Source organism: Archangium sp., from assembly GCF_036388035.1.
Classification (GTDB): domain Bacteria; phylum Myxococcota; class Myxococcia; order Myxococcales; family Myxococcaceae; genus Archangium.
In genome coordinates this window covers 1-25,191 of sequence record NZ_DASVSO010000210.1, presented here as the reverse complement: position 1 = coordinate 25,191, position 25,191 = coordinate 1, and the positions used below count along the sequence as shown (strand labels likewise).

Genomic DNA, 25,191 nt, shown 5'->3' with positions numbered 1-25,191 from the left:
CAGCTTCCGGCCTCGCAGTCGCTGGGGACGTTCAGCCCATGGGTGCGCAGCACGTTGAGCACGGTCTGCCCCGGTGGGACGGGGTAGGCGGAGCCCGTGCTGCGGACGACGACCTGGAACTCGGTGTCCGCCCGCTCGCTGATGGCGCCGGTGCCCTCGGCGGTGAAGGCCTCGAAGTGGACCTTCTCGCGCGGCCACTGGTGGTGGACGGTGGCGTCGCGCACGGCCTTCATCAGCCCGGCGGGGCCGCAGCAGTAGAGGCGGAAGCCCGGGGCCCGCGTGGCGAGCAGGGCCTTCAGGTCGGCCCCTCGGGACGGCTCTCCCCCGTCATGGTGGAAGGTGACGTGCCCGGCGAACTCCGGTGAGGAGAGCAGCTCGCGGAAGGCGGTGCGCTCGGGCGAGCGGGTGCAGTAGTGCAGGTGCCACTTCGCGCCCTGGCGCTGGAGCATGCGGGCCATGGACAGCAGCGGGGTGATGCCGATGCCACCGGCCACCAGCACGTAGCCTCGCGCGTGCAGCAGCGGGAAGTCGTTGCGCGGCGGGCTGGTGGTGAGCACGGCGCCGGGGTGGACCAGCTCGTGCATGGCGCGCGAGCCCCCGCGTCCCCGCGAGTCGCGCTGCACGGCGATGACGTAGCGGTGCGTCTCCTCCGGGTCATTGCAGAGCGAGTACTGCCGCAGGAAGCCCCCGGGGACGTGGACGTCCAGGTGGGCGCCGGCCTCGAAGGGCGGCAGCGGGCCGCCATCATTGGAGACGAACTCGTAGGAGAGGATGTCCTCGGCTACGGGAGTGATGCGCTCCACGCGCAGGCGCAGGGTGTCGGTGGCCACGGTGTCTCCCCTCTGACGGCAGGACCTCGCCGGGTCGGTTCTCGTGCTCCGGTTCGGCCGGGGGGAGGATGGGCAGCACGCTGCGTCGGTGCAATGTACCGCGGGGGGCCTCGTTCGCTGGAAGGTGGACAGCGGACGGCCTGCCCGTGCCGCCCTCGTCGCCGATCGGGTGCCAGGGGATGGTGTGGGTGTGAATTTCCAATGCGACTTCATCGAGGACCCGTCTCCCGAGCCCTCGTCCGACCTGGCCCCCGCCGGGTGGTGCCGCTCCTCGCCCGGGGACCCACCTTGAGGAGGAGCCCACCCCGCGAGGAGGCACCGCGATGTCCGTTGTGCGCATGGCCCCGTTGCTCGTCCTGCTGATGAGCGGTCTGACCCCGGGAGTGGAGGCCCAACCCCGGGTGACGACGCCCGTGCCCGCGCCCCTGCCCGCGCCGCAGGTGGCTCCGTCGCAGCGGACCCTCCGGGTGGAGGGGATGGGGGAGGTGAAGGTGGCGCCGGACGAGGCCTTCATCACCCTGGCGATGGAGACGCTGGCGCCGACGGCGAAGGCGGCGGCGGAGGACAACGCGCGCAAGCTGGACAAGGTCATCACCGCGCTGGTGCAGGCGGGCATTCCCCGCAAGGAGATCGAGACGCGCAACTACGCGGTGTTCCCGGAGTACACGCCGCAGACGCGGGTGGACGAGGTGCCGAAGCTGCGGGGCTACCGGGTGAGCAACCTGGTGGAGGTGCACGTGCGCGAGCTGGCGCGGGTGGGGGCGCTGCTGGACACGGCGTTGGGGGCGGGGGCGAACCGGGTGGACTCGGTGCGCTTCGGGCTCAGCAAGCCGGAGACGGTGCAGGGGGACGCGCTGCGCGACGCGGTGGAGCGGGCGAGGCAGTCGGCGCAGGTGCTGGCGACGGCGTTGGGGGTGAAGCTGGGGCCGGTGCTGGACGCGAGCACGGTGACGGAGCCGCAGCGCCCCATGCCCCTGGCGGCGCGCTTCGAGATGGCCAGCGGCGCGGCGGCGGCGGACGTGACGACGCCCATCCAGCCGGAGGAGCAGACGGTGCGGGCGACGGTGACGCTCATCTTCGCCATCGAGTCAGGCGCGGCGGCCCCGGGCCGGTAGGACGCGCTCGGGCTCGAAGCGAAGAGGCCCGGGGGTTGATGACCCCCGGGGCCCCATGCGGTCTCAGCGAGGCAGGTCCGCGGCCCGCCTCGAGGCGTTCCAGGTGCCGGAGATGTTGGGAGGCATCTCGCGTTCAATCTTGTGCGCCAGCTTCTCGGTGATCTGCGAGAGGATGGAGGCGAAGACGACGTGGAGCACGAGACGGACGCTCTCGGCGTTGATCTGCAGTCGCTCGGCGACGTCCAGGTAGAAGTCGTCCTTGTCGAACTTCTGCGCCTGCGCGCTGCGCTCCTTCCAGCAGTGCTGGAAGAGCTGCCGCAGACCCTCGGGGAACTGCTCCCTCATCTCCTGGACGAGCCCTCCTGGGAGCCGTTCGCAGAGCGCGCTCATCACCGCGTCCGCCGCCTCAGCGGGAGGATATTCAGGGACCTCACGGTTGATTCGCGCGAGGAACGACTCGACGCTCGTTCCTACGCCTTCACCGGACCAGGACTCCGTCTCCAGATTGTGCATCATGGCCATGGGTGTGTCCGTCTCCTTTCCCTGTCAGGTTGGAGACGTCGCAACGGGACGGCAGCAGGCAAGGGAAGGACGCCCTGGCGGCCCGGGTCCCCGCTCCCGGACTGGAGGGGCCGTCCTCAGGGGGCCGGCGTCGCGCCCTGGCCCGTGTACAGGTCGATGACCTCACCGAGGGAGCGCTGGCACACGGCGCAGAAGGGCACGCGGTCGCGGGTGAACATGACGCAGTCGAGCTGAGGCCGGTAGTAACCACGGGCCTCGTACATGGCACCCTCGAAGGCCCCCACCTTGCCCGAGTACGGCTGCTTGCCGAGGAACGGCTCCTCCCAGTCGCGCTGGGCGGTGAAGAGCGCGTCCATCTCGGACTCGGGGCGGCGCTCGGCGCGAATCTTCCGGCGCTGCTCCTGCACCTTGCGGGCGTGGGCCTCGTAGTCGTCCTTCTTCCACGGCGTGGGCAGGGGCGTGCTGGCGGCCACCAGGTCCTTCCACTTGAGCCGGGCGGGGTCCTTGAGCGCGGTGACGTTCTTCTCCCACGGCTCCACGCGCTCCTCGGCGGGGGCGTAGGCCGACTCCGAGGTGTAGTACTCGTCGGCGAGCCCGGCGAAGTGGTGGCCGAACTCGTGGACGAAGACGTAGGGGGACCAGAGGCTGTCGGCGGCCACGGTGCTGTAGAGGCCGAAGATGCCACCGCCGCCGTAGGTGTTGCCGTTGACGAGGATCTCGACGAACTCGTAGGGCGCGAACGCGGCGACGTCGCGGAAGCGGCGGTTCTCGAAGGTGAGGACGTAGCGCTCGCTGCCGAAGGCATCATAGGTGGAGCCCACGGGCGAGTGGCGGTGGATGCCGGTGGAGGGGCGCGAGATGCCGGACTGCGCCGAGGCGGGCATCAGCCCCCAGACGTTGAAGTCCGCCTTGCGCTCCTTGAAGGGCGAGAAGGTGAAGAGGATGTCCACCAGCCGCCGCGCGTCCTTCTCGAACTTGGCGCGCTCCTGCTCGGTGTAGCCGTCCCCGAGGATGAGGAAGTCCACCTTGTCCGCCGACGGGCCGCTCTTCACCAGCTCGAGCAGCGGGCCGGGAGCGCCGGGGGAGGACGGGTCGACGAACATGTCCTTCGGGTCCACCGGGAGGCTCCACACCTCGCGGAAGGAGTTGTCCCTGGCGCGCTTCTTGAGGAGCACCTGGACGGGCTTCTCGGGGGCGGGGAAGCGCAGCGACTCGTGGAAGGTGCGGTTCACCTCACGGGCCTCGGGCGTCGTCTCCCACTCCCCGTAGATGGAGGCGAAGCCGCGCGAGTACAGCAGGCGGTTCGTGTCCCGGTCCCGCACCTCGAAGAGGTACTTGCCGAGGTTCGTCTCGTCGACGCCGCGGGCGGGGTGCCCGGGCCAGGGCAGCGGCTCCACCACGAGCCGATCGAGGCTGAAGCGCTCCTCGGTGGCGTTGCCGGTATGGAAGTAGTCGACGCGGAAGGTGCGGGGGGCCGGAGCACTCTGGGTGCTCGCGGCCAGCAGCAGGGCCAGGAGTACGTTCATGGGCGGCAACGTACCCGAGACGCGCTCAGAACGTACCCGAGAGCGAGGCGCCCGCCCCGTCCGGCCCGGCGCTGACGCCCACCGACACGGGCGGGGGCGTCGGCGAGAGGAAGTAGAGCACGGTGCCGGTGGTGAGCGCCGCGCCCGAGCCGATGAGCAGGCCCGTCAGGAGCTTGCTCTTCTGCGCGAGCTTGCCCAGCAGCGCCCTGCCCTCGGTGTCATCGGCGTTGATCTTGTTGTTGCTGTTGATGTGGTTCTTCCACAGCTCGTTGTAGTCCGCCTGCGCGGCGAGCCGAACCACCCCCGCCCCCGCGGCGGCGGCCAAGCCCACGCCCAGCACCCCATAGGAGACGGCGCGCAGGGGACGGACGGCGCCGGACTGCGCGGCCACCTCCGAAGGGGCCTTCATGCCGTCCGTGCCGGGCGAGGCGCTCGCGGCGGAGGGCTTGTCCCAGGGGGCCGCGGTGTTGGCATTGAGGACCACGAGGCTGGGCTGGGTCTTGCCGGTGGTGACGAAGTCGACGAGCGCGGTGAGGGACTCGGTGGGGGCGTCGAGGCCCTGGGTCTTGAAACCGCCCTGGCGCAGCTTCTGGCCGCCCTCCACGTTGAGCACGGTGGCGGCGAGCCACTTCGGCCCGCTGCTCGTCCGCTCCAGCTTCACGACGATGACCTCCTCCACGCCCAGGGTGCCGCCCAGGCGCACGGCGTGGGAGAGCTCCCTGTCGCCGTCCACGCTGGAGGCGAGGCAGGGGAAGGGCGTGGCCACGATGGCGCCCTCGTAGGCGAGGTCCACGAGCACCGGCGTCTCCTCGCCCTGCACCGGGAGCTGACGGGGGAAGCTGACGGCGTCCCCGTTCTTGAGGGTGAGCTCATAGGTGCCGGCGGGCACCTCCAGCACGAGCGGGGTCTGCCCCATGCTCCGGCCATCGAGGAAGACGTCGGAGGCGGGCAGGGTGGACTTCACCGAGAGCTTCACCTTCCGGGCGCGGGCCAGCTCCTTGCGCAGCTTCTCGAAGGCCTGGCGCGTGGAGGGCGTGAAGAGGTCGGGGTCGAGCTTGTACTGCGCCTCCAGCCGCAGCACGTTGCGGAAGGCGTCGTCGCTCTCCTTCACCTTGTTGAGGGCGCGGTGGTTGAGGGCCTGGAGCAGCTGGGTGTCCACGTACAGCTTCCAGCGGGCCTCGCCCACCGGCAGGCGCGCCACCTGCCGCAGCACCTCGTCGAGGGCCTGCGCGGCCTTGGTGTAGCGCGCCTCGTAGAACTGGCTCTGCGCGGCCTCGAGCTGCCGCTGGATGTCCTCGAAGCTGCCGGAGGGCTGCGGGAAGAGCCGCTCGGAGAAGTCCGCCGCGGTGAGGATGTTCTCCCCCGGGCGGCCCACCAGCGCGCCGTAGAAGGCCTTGGTCTGGGCGCTGAGCTCGGCGTCCTTGCAGTCACCGCTGGCGACCACCACGCGGCGCGGAGCCGCTCCCGCCGCGCTCGCCAGCGCCAGGGCGGACACCACCACGAGAGAAGAGAAGAGTTGGGAGAGGTTCATGATGGGGGCCTGGATTGCATGGCCCGTTCCGTCGGTGACCGGGCGTACGCCTCCGGAGATACCAGCCGCCACGCCCTGCCCACAACCTGGCCCCGGGCGTGAAAAGGGGCCTGTTTTCAAGACTTTGGGCGGGTGCTCCGCTCCCTACCCCTCACGGTGCCTTCCGCTCCCGCCGCACCGTCACCACCTTCTTGGCTCGTGCCCCTCCGTCCCAATGCTGGACCCCCCGTCCCTGGCCTCGGGCGCTCGGGCCACCCGCCCGCCCAGGGAGGGACCTGCTCGGGCCGTCCGTGCGCCGCCGTGCGTCATCCTCATCTTGGCCAACGAGAAGTGCGATCCGCGACTTGCGCCGGACGGGGGTAAGCCACAGCCTGGGACACGCGCGGGGCGCTCGTGCTGGGTCGGTGCGGGGGAGACACCTCATGTGTCCTCCACCGGAACGTGACGCCCAGGGCCGGCGCCATGACAAAGCCGTGACATGGCTCGTGGAGAGTGCAACCGCCATGAACATCGCCGTGATGGTCAACCTACGTGCACGCCGTGGCTCCGAGAAGGTCGGCGGCCTGGTGCAACGCTTCTTCCCCCGGGCCCGTCTGGCCCTCACCCGCTCCCTGGAGGAGGCGCGGACCTGGATCTCCGAGCAGCTCCGGCCCAATCCCCCCACGCTGCTGCTGGCCGGCGGAGGGGACGGTACCATCACCGGGCTGCTCAACGAGCTGCGCGAGCAGGGGCTGGCCCTGCCCGCCATCGGCGTGCTGCCGCTGGGCACGGGAAATGCCTGGGCGCGCGTCACCGGGGCGCCGAAGCCCTCGGAGGCCCTGCGGCAGATCGCCGCCTGTGGCGAGCGCCTGCCCCCCCTGCGTCCCTTCTCGCTCGTGCGCGTGGAGGGCCGGGTGGCCCCCTTCGCCGGCACCGGCTGGGACGCGGAGACGATTCAAGACTTCAAGAACTACATCTCCCGCTTCCCGCCCGGCCCCCTGCGCGAGGCGAACGGCGGCCTGCGCGGGTACATGGGCGCCCTGTTCACTGGCGCCATCCCCCGGCACCTCTTCGGCCCCGGCAACCCTCGGGTGAAGGTGTACAACCTCGGAGGGCAGGCGCTGACCATCGACTCGCGCGGCTCGCTGCTGCCCGTGCCGAACGGGGGCACCGGCGCGCTCCTCTATGACGGCCCCGCCGGAGTCGCCGGAGCGGCCACCACGACCGAGTGGGGCTTCGGCTTCAAGGCCTTCCCCTTCGCCCAGGCGGTGCCCGGCCGGCTCTCGGTGCGCGTCTACGGGGCCGGCGTGGTGGAGGCCACGCGCAACATGTTCAAGCTGTGGCGTGGCGAGCACCCGCTGCCGAAGATGCACGACTTCTTCGTCGAGCGCGTGCGCATGGACTTCGACCGCGAGGTGCCCTTCCAGTTCGCCGGCGACAGCATGGGCATGCGACGCTCCGTGGAGTTCGACCTCGCCCAGGAGTCCGTGCAGCTCGTGGACTGGCGGCAGCTCGGGCGCATCTTCGCGTGAGGCGTGAGCCTCGGCGGGCGGGGCGCTCCGGCGGTCCGCGCACGGGGTGGACGTGACGAGCGCTTGACTTCGTGTGGGGTGGACACTACGGGGGGCACCCGAGACCAAGAAAGGGCCCCCCGTGAGCTACACCTACGAGTACCCGCGTCCCGCGTTGACGGTCGATTGTGTTGTCTTCGGCCTGGATGACGAGGACCTGAAGGTGCTGCTCATCAAGCGCGGCCTGGAGCCCTTCCAGGGGCGGTGGGCCCTGCCCGGCGGCTTCGTGCGCATGGACGAGTCCCTGGAGGACGCCGCGCGCCGCGAGCTCCAGGAGGAGGCGGGTGTTCGCCCCAACCTCCTGGAGCAGCTCTACACCTTCGGCGCCCCGGACAGGGATCCACGCGGCCGCGTCGTCACCGTGGCCTACTTCGCCCTGGTGAAGCTGACGGACCACCGCGTCCAGGCCGCCACGGATGCGAAGGAGGCCGCCTGGTTCTCCGTCTGGGACACCCCCAAGCTGGCCTTCGACCACGCGGAGGTCCTCGGCACCGCGCTCCAGCGGCTCAAGGGCAAGGTGCGCTACCAGCCCCTCGGCTTCGAGCTGCTCCCGCCCAAATTCACCCTCACCCAGCTCCAGCGCCTCTACGAGAAGATCCTCGAGCGCGAGCTCGACAAGCGGAACTTCCGCAAGAAGATCCTCGCCATGGACCTGCTCGAGGAGCTGGACGAGGTGGAGCAGGACGTCTCCCACCGCGCCGCGCGCCTCTACCGGTTCGACCACAAGAAGTACAAGCAGCTCGAGAAGGCCGGCTTCAACTTCGAGCTGTAGTCCCCGACCCGACGGTCGGCGGGGCAGGGCCCGGCGTCTGGCTTGACTTTGTGTTGTTTGTACACTAAGTCTGTGTCCTGTAGACACGAAGTATGCAGGGCCACCTGAAGAGGAGAGCCATGTCCTCGCTGCCCTTCGAGCTCGCCGCCGCCACCGTCCAGGGCCGGGAGCACGCCCGCGCCGGACGCAACAACCAGGATGCCTTCTGGGCCCGTGCCACCGAGCACGGCCTCGCCGCCGTCGTCACGGACGGGTGCGGCAGTGGGGCCCAGAGCGAGCTGGGGGCGCAGCTCGGGGCCCGGCGCGTCGTGGAGGGCGCGCTCTCGCTCTTGGGCCAACAGGTGCCCGTCGACTCGCCCGGGTTCCTCCAGCGCCTGGGCGCGGACGTGCTCTGCTTCCTGCAGGCCATCTCCGGGGAGCTGGGCGAGCGGGCCATCGGCGAGGCGCTCCTCTTCACCATCGTCGGCGCCGTCATCACCCCGGAGCACTGCCTCGTCTTCTCCGCGGGGGACGGGCTGTGGGCCCTCAATGGCGATGTCCAGCGGCTCGGGCCCTTCCCTGGGAACGCGCCGCCCTACCTGTCCTATGGGCTGCTCGAGCCGGGCGCCGTCTCCCTGAAGGCCAACGCCCTGCGGCGCACCGCCGAGGTGGACTCGCTGCTGCTCGGCACGGATGGGGCCGCGGATCTCGCGGGGCTCGCCGAGGCCCGCGTCCCCGAGCGCGAGGAGCCCGTGGGCCCGCTCTCCCAGTTCTGGTCCGACGACCGCTACTTCCGCAACCCGGACGCGCTGCGCCGCCGCCTCTCGCTCCTCAACCGCGAGGCCGTCCGCGCCGACTTCCTGGCCCGGCGCCTCGAGCGCGTGCCCGGGCTGCTCACCGACGACACCACCCTCGTCGTCCTGCGCCGCCAGCAGGGGAGGGCCTGAGGCCATGGAGGTCTACCTCGAAGGAAAGAAGCGCCGGTTGGACCCTACCCAGGCGCTCGGCAAGGGGGGCGAGGCCGACGTCTTCGACCTCGGGGACGGGCGCGTCCTCAAGCTCTTCAAGCCTCCCGAGCACCCCGACTACGGCAACCTTCCCGACGAGCAGGCCGCGGCCCGCGCCCGCATCGCCGAGCACCAGCACAAGCTGCCCGCCTTCCCGACGACGCTGCCCGCGCGTGTCGTCTCACCCCAGACGCTCGCCACCGACAAGAAGGGCAAGACGGTGCTCGGCTACGCCATGCGCAAGCTCGAGGGCGCCGAGCCCCTGCGCCGCTTTGGCGAGCCCGCCTTCCGCCGTGCCGGCGTGCCGTCCTCCCGCGTCGCCGAGCTCTTCCGGGGCCTGCACCGCACGCTCTCCGCGCTGCACGGCTGCGGGGTGGTGGTGGGCGACTTCAATGACCTGAACATCCTCGTCACCGGCAACGACGCCTGGCTCATCGACGCGGACAGCTTCCAGTTCGGGCCCTACCTCGCCAGCGTCTTCACCGAGAAGTTCCTCGACCCGCTGCGCCTGGGCGGAGCGAGCCAGGGCCTCATGCCCTCGCGCCCGGCCTCCCAGGACAGCGACTGGTATGCCTTCGCCGTCGCGCTGATGCAGAGCCTGCTGTGCGTGGGGCCCTATGGCGGCATCCACCGTCCCAAGGCTCCCTCGCCCAAGGCCACGCCCACCGCTCGCGTCCTCCAGCGCCTCACCGTCTTCCACCCGGACGTCCAGTACCCCAAGCCCGCCACGCCCTTCGGCGTGCTGCCGGATGACCTGCTGCACTGCCTGCACCGGGTATTCGTCGAGGACGCCCGGGGCGGCTTCCCGCTGCCGTTGCTGGACTCGCTGCGCTTCTCCGTGTGCCCCTCGTGTGGCGTGGAGCATGGGCGGGCCTCGTGCCCCACCTGCCGCCCCAGCGCGACGATGACCACCACGCCCGTCACCACCGTGCGCGGCCAGGTGGTGGCCACCCGCCTCTTCACCACCGAGGGCGTCCTCCTCCACGCCCGCGTCGAGGACGGCACCCTGTGCTGGCTCTTCCACGCGGACGGGGCGTACCGGCGCGAGGATGGCGCGGCCGTGCTCGAGGGCGCGCTGGACCCCGCGCTGCACTGGGACCTCCAGGGCGCCGTCACCCTGGTGGGGAAGGGCGGGGAGTATGCCGTGCTCGCCTCGGGCCAGCGTCCCGAGTGCCTGGGCGTGGACGCGCCCGACCAGCGCCCCGCCTTCGCCGCCAACGCGCGCCACCGCTACTGGGCCCATGCCGGTGCCCTGTGGCGGGACGGCACCCTCGGCCCCGAGCGCCTGGGCGAGGTGCTCGCCGGACAGACGCGCCTCTTCGTGGGGCCGCGCTTCGGACTCGGCTTCCACCGCGCGGGCTCGCTGCGCGGGGCCTTCGTCTTCGACGCCGAGCGTCCGGGCCTCAAGGATGGACTGGCGCTGCCATGGCCCTCGGGCCGGCTGGTGGACGCGGAGGCCGTGTTCGACGGGCCGAACTGCTGGCTCTTCCTCGCCGAGGAGACGGGGGGTCGCACGGTGCACCACTGCGTGGTGGTGGGCGCGGATGGCGCGGTGAAGGCCAGTGCGAAGACGGAGGCCGGGGACGGCTCGTGGCTCGGCTCGCTGAGGGGCAAGTGCGCCGCGGGGGAGGCGCTCTTCGCCGCCACGGACGCGGGACTCGTCCGGGTGGAGCTGCGCCAGGGGCAGCTCGCCGTCGTCCGCGAGTTCCCCGACACCGAGCCCTTCGTCGACGCTGACAGCCGCCTCTTCCTCACCCGCCACGGGCTCACCGTGGTGCGCCGCCAGGACGTCACCGCCCTGCGCATGACGTGAGTTCCGAGAACGGAGCCTTAGAGACCCTAACAAAACCGGCATAGCGCCCCGGCTTCTGGCGGGATCAGTAGAGGCCGAGGCGGTTTTGTTAGGGTCTCTTAGCGTTCAATCCTCCTCGTGCGTACGAGGATCGGCGGAGATGATGGTTTGGAGCACTGGCATGGCTCGCTGGGTGATGGGATGGACGGAGCCCAACGCGTGGGTGAGTGCATCCAGCGCTCTGCGCGCTGTTTCCGGTGCCTCGCCATTGCCTGATAGGGCTTGGAGTTGCGCCAGCAGGTTCATGGCCTTGGCGGTTTCCGGATGGTTCGGCCCGTAGGCTCCTCGTGCGATATCCACCGCACGGGCGACGAATGGCTCGCCCGCCTCGGGATTACCCTGTTGTGTGAGGACAGTGCCCAGCGTCTTGAGGAGCGGGAAAAGTTCGGAGGCGGTGGGCGACAGGGCACGTTCCGTGATGGCGAGCGCCTGTCGGGAGGTGCTCTCCGCCTCGGCGTATCTGCCCTGGGCCTGGAGGAGGGTGGCCAAACCGTGGAGCGACATACCATAAGAAAAATGCTCGCTTCCCAGCGTCCGTTCAATGAGGGCGAGCGCCTGTCGCTCCGTAGCCTCCGCCTCATCGTATTTCCCTTGGGTGCCGAGCGCTAAGGCCAGTGCGTGCAACGGGCCTACAAAGGAGGGATGTCCGGCTCCCAGCTCTTGTTCCAATGTGGAGAGGGATTGTCGCAGCAGGGGTTCAGCCTCTGCGTTCTTTCCCTGCAACCGGAGGAGGACGGCCAATCTATAGAGTGACGACCCATAAAAGGGGTGCCCGCTCCCCATGGTGAGTTCTATCGTGGAAAGGGCTTGTCGCTGTTGGGCTTCCGCCTCGGCGTAGTTCCCCTGCGCCCTGAGGACGGAGGCCAGCTCGGTGAGTTGCAAACCTCGGTAGATGAGGGCCAGCCCCTGGGCATTTTTTGAGGAGGAGAGGGCCTGTTGTAACAGTGACTCGGCCTCTTGGTATCTGCCTTGCTCTCTGAGGCTCGTGGCCAGCTCGTGGGTCAAGGCTTCATGGAGGATTGGCGCCTCGGGTTCCGCCGAGTGTTCCGAAGAAGAGAGGGCCTGCCGGAGGAGTGCTTCTGCATCCTGGTGTCTGCGCTGCCCTTGGAGTGCAGAGGCCAGATGAAGTGGGAGCACCTCTTGGAGGAAGCGATCCTGCTCGGTCGTGTGCTCCCCATTTGGCAGCAGATCCCTGACGAGCGACTCCGCTTCGTCATGGCGGCCCTGCATGCTTTGCACGGTGGCGAGCAGGAGGCGGTCGTAGGGGCTCGTGCTCGACATCATCCGCTGAGCCCAGATAGTGGCAACATCTTGATCGAGCGTCGAGAGCGCCAAGATTGCCTGTGCGTTCCATGAATGCGCTTCCGGGGCGCGGCTTCGGAGCAGCAACTCGATGGCGTACTCCGGGCTATGCGTGGCCAGATCAAGGTTGAGAGGCGTCGGGCGCAGGGAAGAAGGAAGAGTACCCACCCAGGCCGTCCAACTCGCAAGGTCCTTGGACCCCACTTGCTCGCTTCGTTCCAACCGATTGGTGATGCCGGAGAGTTCCTTGCGGCAGAGGTGGCGGATGTATTCCGGCTTGAAAGCCCGTGTGATCGGAGGAGGTGCTTCGCCTCGCATGAAGCCTCGGGCGAATTGCCGGCTGGTTGCTTCTAGAAACGGACTTGTCGCTCCTTCAAGCGAGTTCACGATCATGAGCGTGGCATCGAGAGTAGGGTCGTCGAGGCCGTCCTCCAGGAGCGACTGCATCAGCGTGATGGCTTCTGGCTCAAGCTCGTTGAGTGCTGCAACACGTCCCGGATGGGAGGCTCCCGCCTTCTCCAAAAGTCCTCGTGCTTCCCTCACATCCTGGAGGCGTGCATGTACCGGCCACCAGCCTGGTGAACTGACAGTCGGTTCGACCAGGATGGCGCGTGTCCGGTGTCCCGCCTCCGCGAGAGCCCACCGGACGCGCCGCAGCCGGAACTGGCTGTCGATGTCTGTCCATGCGAGCCATGCCCCGCGATGCTGTTGCACCTCCGCGAGCATCTCCGAATAGGGACGCGAGGCACTGACCTTGTGGAGTTTGCCGCGTGGGCGCGCAGCGGTGAATGCCGCCTCCAGATCTCCGCCCCTCCACACGATTCCGGGAGCTCGGGCCGCGAGCGCACAGCGGATACCCGCGACCGCGAACGAGGGCGGTCGGTTCGGGCACTCCACCCGATGGGAGATCCAATCGAAGAAATCGACTGCCTGCCGCGCGAGCGCGATGGTCGTCTCGGTGTCACAGAAGAGCACCACCCGCAGCTCGCGTTGAGCGAAGACTGGCCGGTTGATGTTGAGCCAGTCGGAGTCCTCAGCTCGCGGTACGAGCACCAGCGTGGACCCATGGGGCACATCGAGCACCCGCTGAACTTCGGTATGCACCTCCAGCCCCGGGTGCTCCGGCAGCAGCGCGCGAACCAACTCACCCAGCAGTGCGGGACGCGCGTGGTCCACCAGGAGCAGCAGCCCCGAGCGCGACAGCCCCAGCGCGAGCTTCAGGGAGTCGAGCCAGGCTGCTTCGGCCGGACGAGGTGCATCGTGAGGAGCGGGTGGGGGTAGTACCATTCGGACTCGTTGGGGTAGGGCAACAGAGTCTGGTAGCTGAGCAGCTCCTGCGCGAGCGGGTTGGCTGGCAGCCGGTGCTCCGGGTCGTTCGCGATCGCTTCGAGCAGCTCGATGTGCCCTTTGTTCAGTCCGGTCTCTCGAAGTCGACGTTGATGGTCCAGAACCTTCTGGACGAACTCTTCTGTAGCAACCGGCGCATCCGCCAGCCATGACTCCTTGGAGAGTTCCCGGATGAACCTCACGAAGTCGCGGGCACGGCCACCCGAGCGGTAGGCCAGCTCCTCGAGGAGCGGGCGGGCAATGAGGTTCTCCGCGCCCAGGTCAGCGGTACGTCGCTCGAAGAGTTCGCAAAAGAAGCGCACTCCCTCGCCATGGCGGGTCGGATCTCCGTGGAGCAGCACGGGTTCGTTCACCAACGCGAGCGGCTCGAAGCCGCGCACGGCCGCCGTCGAGGGATGGTGCCGGAGGGCGAACGGCGCGCAGACGACGACCGGACACGCGAGCTGCGCGATGAGCTGAGAGTCGACGAACAGCTCCTTGGCCCGCTCGATGTTGCGGATGCGGTCGAGGCCGTCGATGACGAAGAGCACCCGGCGGTGCTCATGCTGAATCTGGCCGACGAGCACGTTGACGCAAGCGAGCAACGTCTGCACGTGGCTGTTCTGATCCGGCAGGAATTGCTTGCTGAGGCCCAGGGGCGCCATCCACTTGCTCACGGCTCCCGCGATGGCCCCGCTGAACGCGAATCCCGTGGCGAGCCCCGTGCCGGTTGCTCCTTCGGCGAGGACGGGAGCCGTTGAGGCCATCACGCCCAGGGTCGCCTTGGCGAGCGCTCCGATGTCGAGCTGGGCTGGCGGAGTATCCGTCGCGCGAGCGAGCGCGTTCCACGCCGTCTTGAGCTCCTCAATGTAGTGAGCGGGAAAATCGTACCCGAGCCTCTGTTGAGCAGTGGCGATCAGCGCCAAGCCCGCGAGGAAGCAGACCTCCCAGGAGCTGATGCGGTCGAGTGCCGCGGGATCTCGGACGACCTCGGAGAAGTGCCGGGCCAGGTCGAGGAAGACCACCACTTCCCTGTCCTTGCGCGCCTCCGCCACGCGCATCAGCTCCGTCGTCTTTCCCGTCCCGACGGTCCCTGTCAGCAGGATGCGTGGGTCGCCAAAAGGCATGTCCAGCGACTCGATGATGCGCCGGGCCGGGCTGTGCGGTCGGTCGGCACGCCACCGGCTATCGGCGGGGCGCTCCGGATCGAATCGCTGATACAGCTCCTGCCACAGCTCACGACGGGACATGTGGGCAACCTACCACCAGCCCCCCACTGGTGGGAGTTTGTTCGTGGCTGGCCGCCAGCCGTTCAACCATCCGTCTCAAGCCGCCGCCAGGACGTCACTGCCCTGCGCATGACCTGACACTTCGTCGTACCCCGAGCCCCCTCCAAATCGGGCCCACTTGAGTTGACATGGTGTTGTTTGGACACTATGTTGGTGTTGTTGAGACACGAAGGGTGGACGCACAAGGCGCCGACCCCCGCTTTACCCCGGAGGGACGCATCATGAAGGCCACGTCGAACCTGAAGGAGCTGCCGCTTCCGTCGTTCTACAAGCCCACCAACGCCGCCGCGTACGGCTACGGCCCCAACGCCCTGGCGCTCCAGGCCGAGGCCCAGTCCTGGCGCGGCGCCCACGGCGTCTCCGCCGCCGCCACCGACTCCTTCAACCTCCACCTGCTGCTCATCGACGTCCAGAAGGACTTCTGCTTCCCCGAGGGCTCGCTCTACGTCGCCGGCCGCAGCGGCCGCGGCGCCATCGACGACAGCCGCCGCATCGCCGAGTTCATCTACAAGAACCTCGGCGCCCTCACCAACGTCACCACCACGCTCGATACCCACTTCGCCTACCAGATCTTCTTCCCGTCCTTCTGGGTCGACCAGAACGACCAGCCCCTCACCGCCTACCGCGAAATCACCCGCGAGCAGATTGAACGCGGCCAGGTGCGCCCCAACCCCGCTGTCGCCAAGTGGCTCTGCGGCGGCAACTACCCCTGGCTCCTCAAGCAGGTGAAGTACTACTGCGAGGAGCTCGAGCGCGCCGGCAAGTACACGCTCTACCTGTGGCCCCCGCATTGCCTCCTCGGCGGCGACGGGCACGCCATCGCCGGAGTCGTGCAGGAGGCCCGCCTCTTCCACTCGTTCGCCCGCGGCGCCCAGTCCTGGGCCGAGGTCAAGGGTGGCAACCCCCTCACCGAGAACTACTCCGTCCTGCGCCCGGAGGTCCTCTCGCGCCACGACGGCCAGCCGCTCGCCCAGCGCAATACCCAGTTCCTCAAGACGCTCCTCACCGCCGATGCCGTCGTCATCGCCGGTCAGGCCGCCAGCCACTGCGTGAAGAGCTCCATTGATGACCTGCTCGGAGAGATCGTGGCCCAGGACGCCGCGCTCGCTCGCAAGGTGTACCTGCTCACCGACTGCATGTCGGCCGTCACCGTCCCCGATGGCAAGGGCGGGTTCGCCGCCGACTTCACCCCGCAGGCCGAGTCCGCGCTCAAGCGCTTCGCCGATGCCGGCATGCACCTGGTGAAGTCCACCGACCCGCTCGCCGCCTGGCCCGACCTGCGCATCGCGTAACGGACGTTACCCACCTCTCTCTTCTTGAAAGGAGTCTCAGATGAGCTCCCAGTCCAGCAATGGCAACGGCAGCAGCGCCAACGTCTCCCAGCTCTTCCAGGCCGCTCACTCCGAGGGCGTCCTCAGCCCCCAGGCCCTCCAGGCCCTCACCGTCGTGGACCTCGGGGCGCAGATTCAGGCCGGCCTCGGCATCAGCGTCGATGACGTCCAGGCCAGCGAGGTCGTCCTCGTCACCGTCATGCCCGATGACTCCGGCTCCATCCAGCACGCCGGGCACGCCCGCACCGTCTGCGATGGCCACAACCTCGTCCTCGACGCCCTGCTCTCCAGCCAGCAGAAGGACGGCATCCTCTTCCACACCCGCTACCTCAACGGCTTCGTCCTCAATCCCTTCCGGCCCCTCGAGGACGTCGTCCGCATGCACGGCAAGAACTACGACCCGGACAAGGGCACGCCCCTCTATGACCAGGCCGTCGTCCTGCTCGGCACCGTGCTCGCCAAGGCCCAGGAGTTCACCCGCAACGGCGTCTCCGCCCGCACCGTCACCCTCCTCATCACTGATGGGGCCGACTGCCACTCGCAGAACGCCCGCGCCCGGGACGTCGCCTCGCTCGTGAATGACCTGCGCCGCGCGGAGAACCACATCGTCGCCGCCATGGGCATCGACGACGGCAGCACCCATTTCCGTCAGGTGTTCCGCGAGATGGGCATCGAGGACAAGTGGATCCTCACCCCCGGCCAGAGCGCCCAGGACATCCGCAAGGCCTTCCAGGTCTTCAGCCAGTCCGCCGTCCGCGTCAGCCAGGGGGCCGCCAGCTTCAGCCGCACCGCCCTCGGGGGCTTTGGCGCCTAGCCCGTGAGCCCGGCACCCGGGCAACTGCGGGAGTGGGGGGCGGCTCCTCCCTCCACTCCCGCCTCCTCGGATGCTCTCCGACCGGGCCACGCGGAGTGGCTCTTTCCGGACACATCTTCCTGTTGGGAAGGTACGGCGCGGAGTTCCGCGCCCTCGACTCCGGGAGGACTCGCGTGGACCCCTGCTGCCCCCGCCGCGCTCCGCACCGTCTGTGTCCCTTCCGCCCGGAGGCGCCATGAGCCTCAAGCGGGTCATCACCACGGCCGTGGTGGTGCTGGGAATGCTCTCCCTCGTGGCAGCGGCCTCGCTCGTCGTCCTGACGAGCTACCTGCACCGCACCACCGATAGCCTCGGGGCCGCGTCGAGAGGCGTCCACCTGGCCGAGGATCTCAAGGTGGATCTGCTCGAGCTGCATCGGCTGTCCAACCCGTACATGGCCCTCCGCGAGGAGTCCGTCCACTCGCTCGCCCGGGCCGAGTCCAACTTGCAAGCGCACCTCGCCGAGGCCGTGCGCACCGCGCAGACGGAGCGGGAGCGGACGCTGCTCGCCGAGGTCGAGCGGGCCAGCTCCGCCTACCGGGTCGCCCGGACCCAGACGCTGGGCCTGCCTCCCGAGCGGGGAGTTCCCGAGCTGAACGCCCGGCTGGAGACCGCGCTCGCTCCGCTGGATCAGCTGGTCGCCCTCAACGTCCACGAGGCCCAGGCCGCCCAGGCGCAGGCCTCCCGTCTGGACTACCTCGCCGACGTCATTGGCATCGGCGTGGCCGCCCTGCTGGTGATGGGCGGGACGGGGCTGCTGCTGTGGATGCGCCGCTCCGTCTTCCGCCCCCTGCTCCACATCAGCCAGTCCATGCGCCGCTTTGGCAGTGGCCGCAAGCGCACCCGCGCTCCCGAGGAGGGCCCCACGGAGCTGCGCGAGATGGCCCGCACCTTCAACGAGATGGCCAACTCCCTGGGGCGTCAGCAGGAGGACCAGCTCACCTTCCTCGCCGGGGTGGCGCATGACCTGCGCAACCCCCTGTCCGCCCTGAAGATGTCCGCCGCCCTCGTCACCTCCGGCCGCCCCATTCCCGAGGAGCGCATGCAGAAGACGATGGCCCTCGTGCGCCGCCAGGTGTCGCGGTTGGACCGGATGGTGGGGGACCTGCTCGACTCCACCCGCATCGAGGCTGGCCGCTTCGAGCTCCAGTTGGAGGAGCGGGACGCGCGCGACCTGGCCCGCGAGGTGGCGGAGCTGTACCAGGCGGGAGGCTCCTCGCATGACCTGCGGCTGGACCTGCCCGAGGAGCCCGTCCTGCTGAGCTGCGACGCCACGCGCGTGGAGCAGGTGCTGCACAACCTCGTGAGCAACGCGCTGAAGTACTCGCCCACGGGCAGCCGCGTGGATGTGGTGGTGGGCCGCGAGGGCGAGGAGGCGGTGCTGTCCGTGGTGGACCGGGGCATCGGCATCTCGACCGAGGAGATGCGCAACCTCTTCATGCCCTTCCGGCGCTCGGGACGGGCCCGCGAGAAGGCTCCGGGCGTGGGGCTCGGCCTGTCCGTGGCCCGGCGCATCGTCGAGGCGCATGGGGGCCGCATCGAGGTGGACAGCCGCCCCGGTGTGGGCTCCACCTTCCGGGTGCGGCTGCCCCTGTCCCACGCGGCGGCGCACCCCTCGGGGGCCCAGCCCGAGGGCGCGGGCCTCCTGCACTGAGTGGGTCGCGAGGGGTCATCCTCTGAGGGGGGTGCAATGGGGGAAAGGTGCCTCTCATGATGAAGAAGAGTCGCGGTTCTGCGGAGCGGGGCTCATCGCGGTGGGCCTCGTCAGGCGCCTTGGCGCTGATGGTTCTCTTCCTCCATGCCGCGTGTGCCACGCGCGCTCATATGAGCGGTCAGCAGCCACTGGCGTCCAAGACGCAGGCAGCCCGCCTGGCGGCCTCCCAACGTGCGCCCGTGCTCGTCGTCGCAGTGGATGTGCTCGCGCCGGGCGACGTCTCCACCCGGGTGGTGGCCGTCACGAGGCCGGAGTTTCAGCGCGCGGTGCAGCAACTCGGTAACCGTCTGCGGGTGGAGGGGACACCCCAGGAGTCCGCGCGGCGGCTGCTCCAGGCCATGCCGGAGGAGGAGCTGCTCGCCGAAGTGTACCGCGGCCGCGTCCTCAGCCTGGTACCCCTGGACGACAATGGCCCTCTCGTCCCCGAGGCGGAGGCAGCGCTGCGGGCCAGGTACCTCGGTTGGTGCGAGGGGCGCGGTGGCGGCGATTGCCTGGGGCTCTTCGATGACGGGCCTTACCTGCGCACGGATGATCGGCGCACGCTGACGCTCGCCCTGGCCTTCGGCACCGTGCTGGACGAGACGCGGGAAGCACTGGGGAGGGAGTTGAGTCCGCAGGCGGTGCTCTCGTCATGGGTGTGGGCCGCCGGGCTGTATCTGGCCCTCTGGCTGGTGCCAGAACCCAGCACGAAGGCGGTGGCCGCCGCGCTGTCGGTGCTGCTGGTGGCGTGGCTGGGGGTGGATGCGGTGTGGGGTCTGGTGGATGGCTGGGCGCTCATGGCGCACCGGGCGCACGAGGCCACCACGTTCGCCGAGCTACGCGAGGCCGGCGAGGAATTCGGGAGGGTGATGGGGGCGGACGCGGCCCGGGCGATGATCCTGGCCGTGGCCACGTTGAGTGGACGCACGCTTGGAGACGTGGCGGCGCGGCTCCGTTCACTCCCCAGGTACGGCCCGGCACAGGCGCAGTGGGCGGCCCAGGGCTTCCGGATGCCCGTGACGGAGGCTGTGGAGCAGGTGGTGGCGGTGGAGACGGTGACTGCCTCGGACCGCGCGCTCGCGATCCTCACGTCACCCGAGGGTCCCATCGCCGGGGCGATGCTCAGCCAGAACAGCGCGGCGGTGGCTTCTCAAGGGCACTCGGGGACCATCGCCATCCGGCATCGGGGCGGCAACCAGCAGGTCATCCTCGGCAACGGCCAACGGTGGCACCTGCCGCGTGGGAAGGGGCTCAACGACCTTCCTGCCGAGGACACACTGGGGGACGAACTACAGGCGGCGGCCAATCGGATAGCACGGCAGTGGGGCCCCCACCAACTCAGACCGGAGGAGGTGAGAGTCATCCAGAAGGCGCGCGAGGCGGGGAACTACCGCAGTGCTGCCCATCTGGAGGGACTGGCCCGCGGGCGTTGGGTGCACCGAGAACTGAAGGACGAGTTTCCGCACCTGATCTGGAACCAAAGGGGGGTAGATGTGAGGGATCCGAGACCGGGGGGGCATCAATACGAGGTGCTCTCCGGGACGGCGGAGAACTTCGGTGTGCATGGCCGGCGGATGTTCGGTGAACTCTTCCGGATGATCTTCTTCTGAGGGGCGCGGAGATGTGGCTCGGCAACATCCTCTACGAGGACCAGGAACTGCAGGACGAGCGGCTGGAGCTGAAGGCAGAGACGAATCGCATCATCTATCTCGGGCCGAAGCTGACGCTGCGGCGATGCATGGTCCTGGTGCGCGTGCCCACCAGCCGGCTCTTCATCCGGTCAACCAACTTCATCGACTGTGAGATCGAGGTGAAGCAGGAGTTGAAGGGGTTCTCTTGGACGGGTGCCTCACTGAAGGGCTGCCGATTCAAGGGTCGCATGTATGGCTGCGACTTCGGTGCGTGGCCCGATCACGGAAAATGGTGGGAGCACGGCGAGGTGGTGGACTGCGACTTCTCGGAGGCGCGTTTGGATCTCTGCCGCTTCCAGAGCTGTGACCCCCGGACCTTGCGCCTGCCGGGTTGGCCTTGCTTCACCATCCTCGACCCCATCAGCAGAGGCCGTGAGCTCACCAGCGTCGAGTGGCCGGGGCGCTTCCGTCCGGTCACCCTGGAGGGCCCGTACAAGGACCTGCCCACCACGGTGGCGTGGTCCTTCTACGCGCCCGCCGAAGCGAAGCGCTCGGGAACGACCGAGGAGGCGCTCAAGGCGGCAATCGAGCGGTTCGACTTCATCGTCCACTGAGGGGCGTTCGGGCTCCGCGCGGGCACGGGCGCAGCTTGGACAGCTCCAGCCCTCGGGGGCATTCGGCGGGATGTCTTGGGGCCTCCTTCCGGGCGGTGGTCGGAGGCGGTCCATTCATCCCGGGACGCCCTGGGCCGACGGGCCGAGTGCCGCGGCGAGCGCCTCCTCCGAGGCCTCCTCGCGGGCCCGCACCTGCTTGGGCGCCTCGGGAACCACCATCAGCGGCTTGGGGCAGCGCTTCAGCAGCGTGTCCGCCACGCTGCCCAGCAGGGTGCGCGCGAGCGTCCCCCGGGACCGGGTGCCCACGATGACCAGGTCCACCTCCGCCGCCGCGGCCGCCTGGCAGATGGCTTCCACCGGCTCGCCGTGGAGCACGGCCAGGTCCGTGGCCGGTCCGCTCCGGCCGGTGAGATGACGCAGCTCCGCCAGCAGCCCGGCCGCGTAGTCCTCGCAGGCGCGCTCGAAGGCGGCGAAGTCGGCCGTCTCGCCCTCGGCCACCGTGGTGGGCAGCACGTGCACCAGTGTCACCTGCGCGCCCACGCCCTCGGCCAACTCCAGTCCCACCCGCGCCGCCTCGCGCGCCACCGGGCTGCTGTCCACCGCCACGAGTATCCGCCGCATCGCGCTTCCTCCAGGCCCGCTCACCGCACCACCACCACGGGTCTGCTCGACGTGTGCACCACCTGGGTGGCCACGCTGCCCAGCAGCAGTCGCGCCACCGTGCCCTGGCCTCGGCTCCCCATCACCACCATCCGCACGTCCGCCAGTTGCGCGCGGTCGTGGATGGCGAGGGCCGGGTCTCCCACCCTCAGCTCCGTCTCCACCGCCACGCCGTGCGAGCGGGCCTTGTCCGCCAGGGCCTCCAGCAGAGGGGTGAGCTCGCCGGGGTGGGAGGCTCGCGGTTCGGAGCGCGTCCCCGGGCCGCCGCCTGCTTCGGGCGCCGCCTGGGGCCGGACGTGGAGCAGTACGACGCCCTCGCCCAGCTTCGCCGCCAGGGAGGCACCAAACTCCAGTGCCCGCTGGGACGGGGGCGAGCCATCGACGGCGATGAGGATGCGAGCCATGACACCCACTCCCATTCCATATCCCGTGCCAACCCCGCTCCGAGGGAGGGACCCGAGTACGGACGGGCTGGCGTGCAACGGCTGCGCGCCTGGGGCGCAAGCGTTGCGCCCGAAGCGGTTCGCGCCGCCTCCAGCCCCCACCTTCCCTTCAAAAATGCACACCCCGCGCCCAGCCCGCAGCGGCTCGTGGGGAGGGGAGGTCGGAGGTGTGGGCCCAGGCTCACATGGGAGGGGTCGTGACTTTGGAGGGAGGACGGGCGGGGAGGCGCTGAGGACGAGCGCTCAGACGGGGTGACTTCATGAGTTACTCGGATGCGGATTACCCTGGAGGTTCCCCTGATGACTATGTTACTTCAAAGGTCATGGAACCCATCATGTCCCAAGAGGATGCTTCCCCAGGCTGGCGGGGTCGTGGTCTGCTCCCCGCGGAACGCATGACGACCACGGTCAAGAAGCCCGCGACGTACGAGGATCTCCGTGCCCTGCCGGAGACGGTGGTGGGGGAGCTCATCGGCGGCGAGCTCACCGCTTCGCCCCGGCCCGCCAGCCGTCACGCTTTCGCCAGCTCGGCGCTGGGTGGCGAGCTGTCCGGGCCCTTCCAGCGAGGTCGGGGGGGCCCGGGGGGTTGGTGGATCATCGACGAGCCGGAGCTCCACTTCGGCAAGGACGTCCTCGTCCCGGATCTGGCCGGATGGAAGCACACGCGGATGCCGGTGTACCCCGATGCGTCCTTCTTCACGCTTCCGCCAGACTGGGTCTGTGAGGTGCTCTCCCCGTCGACCGCGGTGCTCGATCGGGTGCGGAAGATGCCCGTGTACATGCGCGAGCGGGTGGGCCACGTCTGGCTCATCGATCCGGTGTCCCGGACGCTCGAGATCTTCCGTCGCGAGGAGGACCGCTGGGTACTCGTCGGCAATCACGGCGGAGACCAGGGCATCCGGGCGGAGCCCTTCGAGGCCGTGGAGCTGGAACTCGAGGCGCTCTGGTTGCCCTCTCCGTAACACCTGGGGCGATGTAGGCCGCGAGTGCCTCGGGATAGTGGACGGTGGGGCGGGAAGGCCCATCAGCCACCGGGCGAGTTGGAGTAGACCCGCACTCCAGCCACAGCTCCCGGAGATTCCCCGCATGTCCTTCCCGCTCCGTCGCGCCCTCTCCGCCGCCGCCCTGGCGGCCCTGCTCCTGCCGCTCGGGTGCTCCACTGCCCTCACCACCCGGCGTGAAGAAGATCAGCGCATGAGCTCCTCCGACGACGTCTCCAAGCCGGCCCCCCGTTGGGGCATCGTCATCCACGGCGGTGCGGGCGTCATCAAGCGCGAGTCCCTCACCCCCGAGCGCGAGGCCGCCGTCCGCGCTGTCCTCACCGAGGCCCTCCAGGCTGGCCACACCATCCTCGCCCAAGGCGGCACCAGCCTGGATGCCGTCACCGCCGCCGTCCGCGTCATGGAGGACTCGCCCCTCTTCAACGCCGGCAAGGGCGCCGTCTTCACCCACGATGGGAAGAACGAGCTGGACGCCGCCATCATGAACGGGCGCACCCGCGAGGCCGGCTCGGTGGCGGGCCTGCGCCACGTGAAGAACCCCATCGCCCTCGCGCGGGCCGTGATGGAGAAGTCGCCGCACGTGATGATGATTGGCGCGGGCGCCGAGGAGTTCGCCAGGCAGCAGGGCGTGGAGCTCGTCCCCGAGAGCTACTTCCACACCGAGGAGCGCTGGCAGTCGTTGCAGCGCGCCCTGGAGGCGGAGAAGCAGCAGCAGCAGACGCCGCCCGAGCAGGGGCAGCCCCAGGGGCCTTCCACTTTCTGGGAGCACCCCGCGGGCCGTGAGCACAAGTTCGGCACCGTGGGCGCGGTGGCGCTCGACCAGTCCGGCAACCTCGCCGCGGGCACCTCCACGGGAGGCATGACGAACAAGCGTTTCGGCCGCGTGGGCGATGTCCCCGTCATCGGCGCCGGCACCTACGCCAACGAGCGCTGCGCCGTCTCCGCCACCGGCCATGGCGAGTACTTCATCCGCTACACCGTGGCCCGCGACATCTGCTCGCGCCTGGAGTACCTGGACCTGCCGCTGCCCGAGGCCGCCCACTCGGTGGTGATGGACACGCTCGTGAAGGCGGGCGGCGAGGGCGGTGTCATCGCCATGGACGCGCAGGGCAACGTGGCCATGCCCTTCAACTCGTCGGGCATGTACCGCGGCTACATGGGGCAGGATGGCATGCCCTCCGTCGCCATCTTCAAGGAGCAGTGACGCTCAGGGGCCTCACGCCGAGGCCCACGGCCCTCCGCCCTGCGACGCCGAGAGGGCCCAACGCTCCAGCTCCGGCTGTGGCATCAACCCGCTGCGGCGCGCCACCTCCCGGCCGCCGGAGAAGACGACGAAGGTGGGAATGCCTCGCACGCCGAGCTGACTGGCCGCCTGGGGCTGCTCCTCCGTATTCAGCTTGAGGACGAGGAGACGACCCGCCTGGGCGCGGCCCACTGCGGCGAGGATGGGGGCGGCGGCCCGGCAGGGGCCACACCACGGGGCCCACAGGTCCAGCAGCACGGGAACGGGTGACGCCAGCACTGCCCGCCACAGCGCCTCTCCATCCACCTCCTGGGGGGCACCCGACAGGTCGAGCGTCCGTTGGCAGCGACCGCAGGTGGGCTCTCCGGGGGGACGGGGCTCGCGCACGCGATTGAAGGCACCACAGGACGAGCAGCGGAACATGGGAACCTCCAGGCCTCTCCGCTTCAAGTTAGGGATGCTGGACCGGTGCCGACTCCCGCCGCTCGGGTGCTCCGGGGACGGGCACGCAGGCTTTGCCGAGGCCCGCCGCCCGGACGCGGCTTTTGCGCCGCCCGCTCGCACCTGCCGTGCGTTACCTCTGAGGAGACTTCCTTCGAATGGCTTAGAGTGGGTGGCACAGGACGTGAAGCAACGCCATCCCAAGGCCCCGGGGGCCTTCGTACTGGAGCAGCCATGACCATCCTTTGTGCCACCCACTTCTCGGACGCAGCACAGCGAGCGGCCACGGCCGCCGCGGAGCTCGCGCGCCGGCTGGACGAGCCCCTCTTCCTGGTCCACGTGCTGCCAGGGGACCTGGCGCGGGCCTTTGGCCAGACGTTGAAGGACACAGCGAGCGCGGCGCTGGTGGACGAGGTGCGGCGGCTGGAGAAGCTGGGGGCGCGGGTGAGCCACCAGTTGCTGGCCGGCGAGCCCTCCGCGGAGCTGGCGCGCTTCGTGGAGGAGAAGGGCGCCTCGCTGGTGGTGACGGCGGGGCCCACGAGCGGCTCGCCCTTCCTGGGGCTGGGCGGCACGGTGGATCGGCTGGCCACGGCGCTGCCGGTGCCGCTGCTGGTGGTGCGCGAGGACGGGGCCTTCGCGCAGTGGGCGAATGGCTCGCGCCCGCTGAAGGTGATGCTGGG

Annotated in this window: 22 protein-coding genes; 13 read left to right on the top strand and 9 right to left on the bottom strand. The window is 69.6% G+C overall.

Annotated features, from left to right (window positions below):
• Positions 1 to 830, bottom strand: an 830-nt coding sequence (locus VF697_RS09270) for a PDR/VanB family oxidoreductase (protein ID WP_331093380.1), incomplete at its 3' end; no start/stop codon positions are given.
• A gap of 323 nt (positions 831 to 1,153) precedes the next feature.
• Here VF697_RS09270 and VF697_RS09265 point away from each other — a divergent pair.
• Entirely contained in the window at positions 1,154 to 1,945 is a 792-nt protein-coding gene (locus VF697_RS09265) for an SIMPL domain-containing protein (RefSeq protein ID WP_331093378.1), read from the top strand.
• Between the two features lie 63 nt (positions 1,946 to 2,008).
• Here VF697_RS09265 and VF697_RS09260 read toward each other — a convergent pair whose 3' ends face one another.
• The 3 genes from VF697_RS09260 to VF697_RS09250 all read right to left on the bottom strand — a co-directional run bounded on the left by VF697_RS09260 (position 2,009) and on the right by VF697_RS09250 (position 5,524).
• The gene (locus VF697_RS09260; protein ID WP_331093376.1) at positions 2,009 to 2,467 is read right to left on the bottom strand and encodes a DUF2267 domain-containing protein; all 459 of its coding nucleotides are present in this window, start codon (positions 2,465 to 2,467) and stop codon (positions 2,009 to 2,011) included.
• 116 nt (positions 2,468 to 2,583) lie between these two features.
• Positions 2,584 to 3,993, bottom strand: coding sequence for an IgA Peptidase M64 (locus tag VF697_RS09255; protein ID WP_331093374.1), 1,410 nt, complete (start codon positions 3,991 to 3,993; stop codon positions 2,584 to 2,586).
• 25 nt (positions 3,994 to 4,018) lie between these two features.
• Entirely contained in the window at positions 4,019 to 5,524 is a 1,506-nt protein-coding gene (locus VF697_RS09250; RefSeq protein ID WP_331093372.1) for a PEGA domain-containing protein, read from the bottom strand.
• 503 nt (positions 5,525 to 6,027) lie between these two features.
• On the opposite strand from VF697_RS09250, the gene VF697_RS09245 reads away from it, so the two are divergent.
• The 4 genes from VF697_RS09245 to VF697_RS09230 all read left to right on the top strand — a co-directional run bounded on the left by VF697_RS09245 (position 6,028) and on the right by VF697_RS09230 (position 10,645).
• Positions 6,028 to 7,035, top strand: coding sequence for a diacylglycerol/lipid kinase family protein (locus VF697_RS09245; protein ID WP_331093370.1), 1,008 nt, complete (start codon positions 6,028 to 6,030; stop codon positions 7,033 to 7,035).
• 121 nt (positions 7,036 to 7,156) lie between these two features.
• Positions 7,157 to 7,846: an NUDIX hydrolase gene (locus tag VF697_RS09240; protein WP_331093368.1), complete on the top strand. Its 690-nt coding sequence runs from the start codon at positions 7,157 to 7,159 to the stop codon at positions 7,844 to 7,846.
• Positions 7,847 to 7,965: 119 nt separating this feature from the next.
• Complete coding sequence (locus tag VF697_RS09235) at positions 7,966 to 8,772, top strand: protein phosphatase 2C domain-containing protein (RefSeq protein WP_331093367.1); 807 nt, start codon at positions 7,966 to 7,968, stop codon at positions 8,770 to 8,772.
• 4 nt (positions 8,773 to 8,776) lie between these two features.
• The gene (locus tag VF697_RS09230) at positions 8,777 to 10,645 is read left to right on the top strand and encodes a hypothetical protein (protein WP_331093364.1); all 1,869 of its coding nucleotides are present in this window, start codon (positions 8,777 to 8,779) and stop codon (positions 10,643 to 10,645) included.
• Between the two features lie 105 nt (positions 10,646 to 10,750).
• Here the strand turns inward: VF697_RS09230 and VF697_RS09225 are convergent, their stop codons facing one another.
• Together VF697_RS09225 and VF697_RS09220 are read right to left on the bottom strand one after the other, a co-directional pair.
• Positions 10,751 to 13,273: a tetratricopeptide repeat protein gene (locus VF697_RS09225; RefSeq protein WP_331093362.1), complete on the bottom strand. Its 2,523-nt coding sequence runs from the start codon at positions 13,271 to 13,273 to the stop codon at positions 10,751 to 10,753.
• Positions 13,204 to 14,562, bottom strand: a complete 1,359-nt coding sequence (locus VF697_RS09220; protein WP_331093360.1) for a hypothetical protein — start codon at positions 14,560 to 14,562, stop codon at positions 13,204 to 13,206. Before VF697_RS09220 ends, VF697_RS09225 begins: the two co-directional genes overlap by 70 nt.
• A gap of 260 nt (positions 14,563 to 14,822) precedes the next feature.
• On the opposite strand from VF697_RS09220, the gene VF697_RS09215 reads away from it, so the two are divergent.
• The 5 genes from VF697_RS09215 (at position 14,823) to VF697_RS09195 (ending at position 20,723) form a co-directional block, all read left to right on the top strand.
• Complete coding sequence (locus tag VF697_RS09215; protein WP_331093359.1) at positions 14,823 to 15,893, top strand: nicotinamidase; 1,071 nt, start codon at positions 14,823 to 14,825, stop codon at positions 15,891 to 15,893.
• Positions 15,894 to 15,933: 40 nt separating this feature from the next.
• Entirely contained in the window at positions 15,934 to 16,746 is an 813-nt protein-coding gene (locus VF697_RS09210; protein WP_331093357.1) for a hypothetical protein, read from the top strand.
• A gap of 235 nt (positions 16,747 to 16,981) precedes the next feature.
• Positions 16,982 to 18,439, top strand: coding sequence for a HAMP domain-containing sensor histidine kinase (locus VF697_RS09205; protein ID WP_331093355.1), 1,458 nt, complete (start codon positions 16,982 to 16,984; stop codon positions 18,437 to 18,439).
• A gap of 239 nt (positions 18,440 to 18,678) precedes the next feature.
• Positions 18,679 to 20,088: a hypothetical protein gene (locus VF697_RS09200; RefSeq protein ID WP_331093353.1), complete on the top strand. Its 1,410-nt coding sequence runs from the start codon at positions 18,679 to 18,681 to the stop codon at positions 20,086 to 20,088.
• Between the two features lie 11 nt (positions 20,089 to 20,099).
• A complete protein-coding gene (locus VF697_RS09195; RefSeq protein WP_331093351.1) occupies positions 20,100 to 20,723 on the top strand; it encodes a hypothetical protein in 624 nt (207 codons plus the stop codon).
• A gap of 114 nt (positions 20,724 to 20,837) precedes the next feature.
• Here the strand turns inward: VF697_RS09195 and VF697_RS09190 are convergent, their stop codons facing one another.
• Both VF697_RS09190 and VF697_RS09185 read right to left on the bottom strand, forming a co-directional pair.
• Positions 20,838 to 21,344: a universal stress protein gene (locus VF697_RS09190; protein WP_331093349.1), complete on the bottom strand. Its 507-nt coding sequence runs from the start codon at positions 21,342 to 21,344 to the stop codon at positions 20,838 to 20,840.
• 20 nt (positions 21,345 to 21,364) lie between these two features.
• Positions 21,365 to 21,787 (bottom strand): universal stress protein, encoded by a 423-nt coding sequence (locus tag VF697_RS09185; RefSeq protein WP_331093347.1) that lies wholly within the window; start codon positions 21,785 to 21,787, stop codon positions 21,365 to 21,367.
• A gap of 434 nt (positions 21,788 to 22,221) precedes the next feature.
• Between VF697_RS09185 and VF697_RS09180 the strand changes: the two genes are divergently transcribed.
• Both VF697_RS09180 and VF697_RS09175 read left to right on the top strand, forming a co-directional pair.
• Entirely contained in the window at positions 22,222 to 22,788 is a 567-nt protein-coding gene (locus tag VF697_RS09180) for a Uma2 family endonuclease (RefSeq protein WP_331093345.1), read from the top strand.
• A gap of 124 nt (positions 22,789 to 22,912) precedes the next feature.
• On the top strand, positions 22,913 to 24,031 hold the full coding sequence (locus VF697_RS09175; protein ID WP_331093343.1) for an isoaspartyl peptidase/L-asparaginase: 1,119 nt from the start codon (positions 22,913 to 22,915) through the stop codon (positions 24,029 to 24,031).
• A gap of 12 nt (positions 24,032 to 24,043) precedes the next feature.
• Here VF697_RS09175 and VF697_RS09170 read toward each other — a convergent pair whose 3' ends face one another.
• Positions 24,044 to 24,493 carry a thioredoxin family protein gene (locus tag VF697_RS09170; protein WP_331093341.1) on the bottom strand — a complete coding sequence of 150 codons (450 nt, stop codon included), beginning with the start codon at positions 24,491 to 24,493 and terminating at the stop codon, positions 24,044 to 24,046.
• Positions 24,494 to 24,745: 252 nt separating this feature from the next.
• On the opposite strand from VF697_RS09170, the gene VF697_RS09165 reads away from it, so the two are divergent.
• On the top strand, positions 24,746 to 25,191 hold a 446-nt coding region (locus VF697_RS09165; protein ID WP_331093339.1), incomplete at its 3' end, for a universal stress protein.